Source organism: Hoeflea sp. (assembly GCF_984452065.1).
On record NZ_CFHWAF010000247.1, the window covers coordinates 1 to 1,673 of the forward strand.

Annotated in this window: 2 protein-coding genes; both read right to left on the reverse strand. The window is 59.3% G+C overall.

Features of this window, described 5'->3' with window-relative positions; all coding sequences use genetic code 11:
• Positions 1–165 precede the first annotated feature (165 nt).
• A complete protein-coding gene (locus AC5E6N_RS24025; protein WP_491750177.1) occupies positions 166–1,224 on the reverse strand; it encodes an ABC transporter ATP-binding protein in 1,059 nt (352 codons plus the stop codon).
• A 4-nt stretch (positions 1,225–1,228) separates the two neighbouring features.
• A partial coding sequence (locus AC5E6N_RS24030; protein ID WP_491750178.1) for an IclR family transcriptional regulator occupies positions 1,229–1,673 on the reverse strand: 445 nt, incomplete at its 5' end.

The window sequence follows — 1,673 nt, forward strand, 5'->3', positions numbered from 1 at the left end:
GAGAGATTGCCATGCATAACTTCCGCTGATGTTTGGGCCAGCCATGTTTTGAATGTCAATTCTATCCGGAGGCATTCTCGAAAGGTGTCTCGAAAAGCACAGCCAACGGGTTATGCGACCGCTTTTCGGCGCGCGCACTGCGATGCGCGTCCCGGACCCATATTATCAGCGAATGCGCTTTTCGGTCTCGCCGTCGAACAGCATCGCCCTTTCCGGATCGAATTTGATTCCGACCCTTGCGCCTTCCTCGGAACGCTCGTCACCGCGTTCCTCGACGATGATTTTCTCGCCATTGTCGGACACGAGATAATCGTAGGATGTTCCGCCGAGCGCTTCCGTCAGATCGACGGCCAGGGTGTCGCCGCCCCTATCGATCTCGATATGCTCCGGCCTTATACCCAAAATGACACGGGTGCCGTCAGCCGGCACGCTGACCGGCAGTTTGAAGCTCTGTTTCAGAGCCGGAACCTCGATTGAATCGCCCTTGCTCGTCGCTTCCAGGAAATTCATCGCGGGCGAGCCGATAAAGCCGGCGACAAATTTGTTGTCCGGATCGCGGTAAAGCTGGAGCGGTGCGCCAACCTGCTCGATGTAACCGCCGCGCAGCACGACGATCTTGTCGGCCAGCGTCATCGCCTCGACCTGATCGTGCGTCACGTAGATCATGGTGGCGCCGATTTCCTTGTGCAGACGGGCGATCTCGACCCGCATTTCAACGCGCAGCTCGGCGTCGAGATTGGACAGCGGCTCGTCGAACAGGAACACTTCCGGGCCGCGAACGATGGCACGGCCGATGGACACACGCTGACGCTGACCGCCGGACAGCGCCGACGGCTTGCGGTCGAGATATTGTTCGAGCTTGAGGATACGGGTGGCTTCGGCAACCTTTTCGGCGATCTCGGCTTTCGGATGGCCGTTCATCTTCAGGCCGAACCCCATATTCTCCTTGACGGTCATATGGGGATAAAGAGCGTAGGTCTGAAACACCATCGCCACGCCGCGTTGCGCGGGATCCATGCGCGTCACGTCGCGGGCGCCGATTGAAATCTGGCCCTCGGTGGTCTCTTCCAATCCCGCCACCATGCGCAGCAGTGTCGACTTTCCGCATCCCGACGGCCCGACAAACACGCAAAACTCGCCATCCTCTATCTGCAGATCCACTCCGTGGATCACCTGAACGTCGCTGTATCGCTTGACTACGTCTTGAAGTACTACACCTGACATCGTGCTAGATCCCCATTTTTTCCGGCGTTCTCTCGTTCTCGGGGAAGCGCCAATATTCGGCGGCATTGGCGATTTTCCCGGCTGCTTTGTGTAAATCCGGAACAAGCTTCTTCAGTTTGCCCAGGGATGTTCGGGCGGATGTACTGGTCACCGAAACCGCGCCCATCATCTGCCTGCTCCTCGACAGGATCGGAACCGCGACGCAGATGATGCCGGGCTCATGGTCCTCGCGGTCCAGCGCAAAGCCGTCCTGCCGGATCTGCCGGAGCTCGCAGGCCAGTTCCTGTCGAGAGCAGATCGTCGACGGCGTGAAACGGTGAAAGGACTGCTGCGGCAAAATCCGCTCCAGCTCGTCCTCGGGCAGATAGGCCAGCATCGCCTTGCCGACGCCCGTGCAATAGGCGGGCCCGACCTTCCCGGCCTCCGAAAACATCGAGACACGGCGCTTC

Coding starts and splice junctions, on each gene's coding strand:
- AC5E6N_RS24025 (WP_491750177.1), bottom strand. CDS start 1,224: ATGTCAGGTGTAGTACTTCAAGACGTAGTCAAGCGATACAGCGACGTT.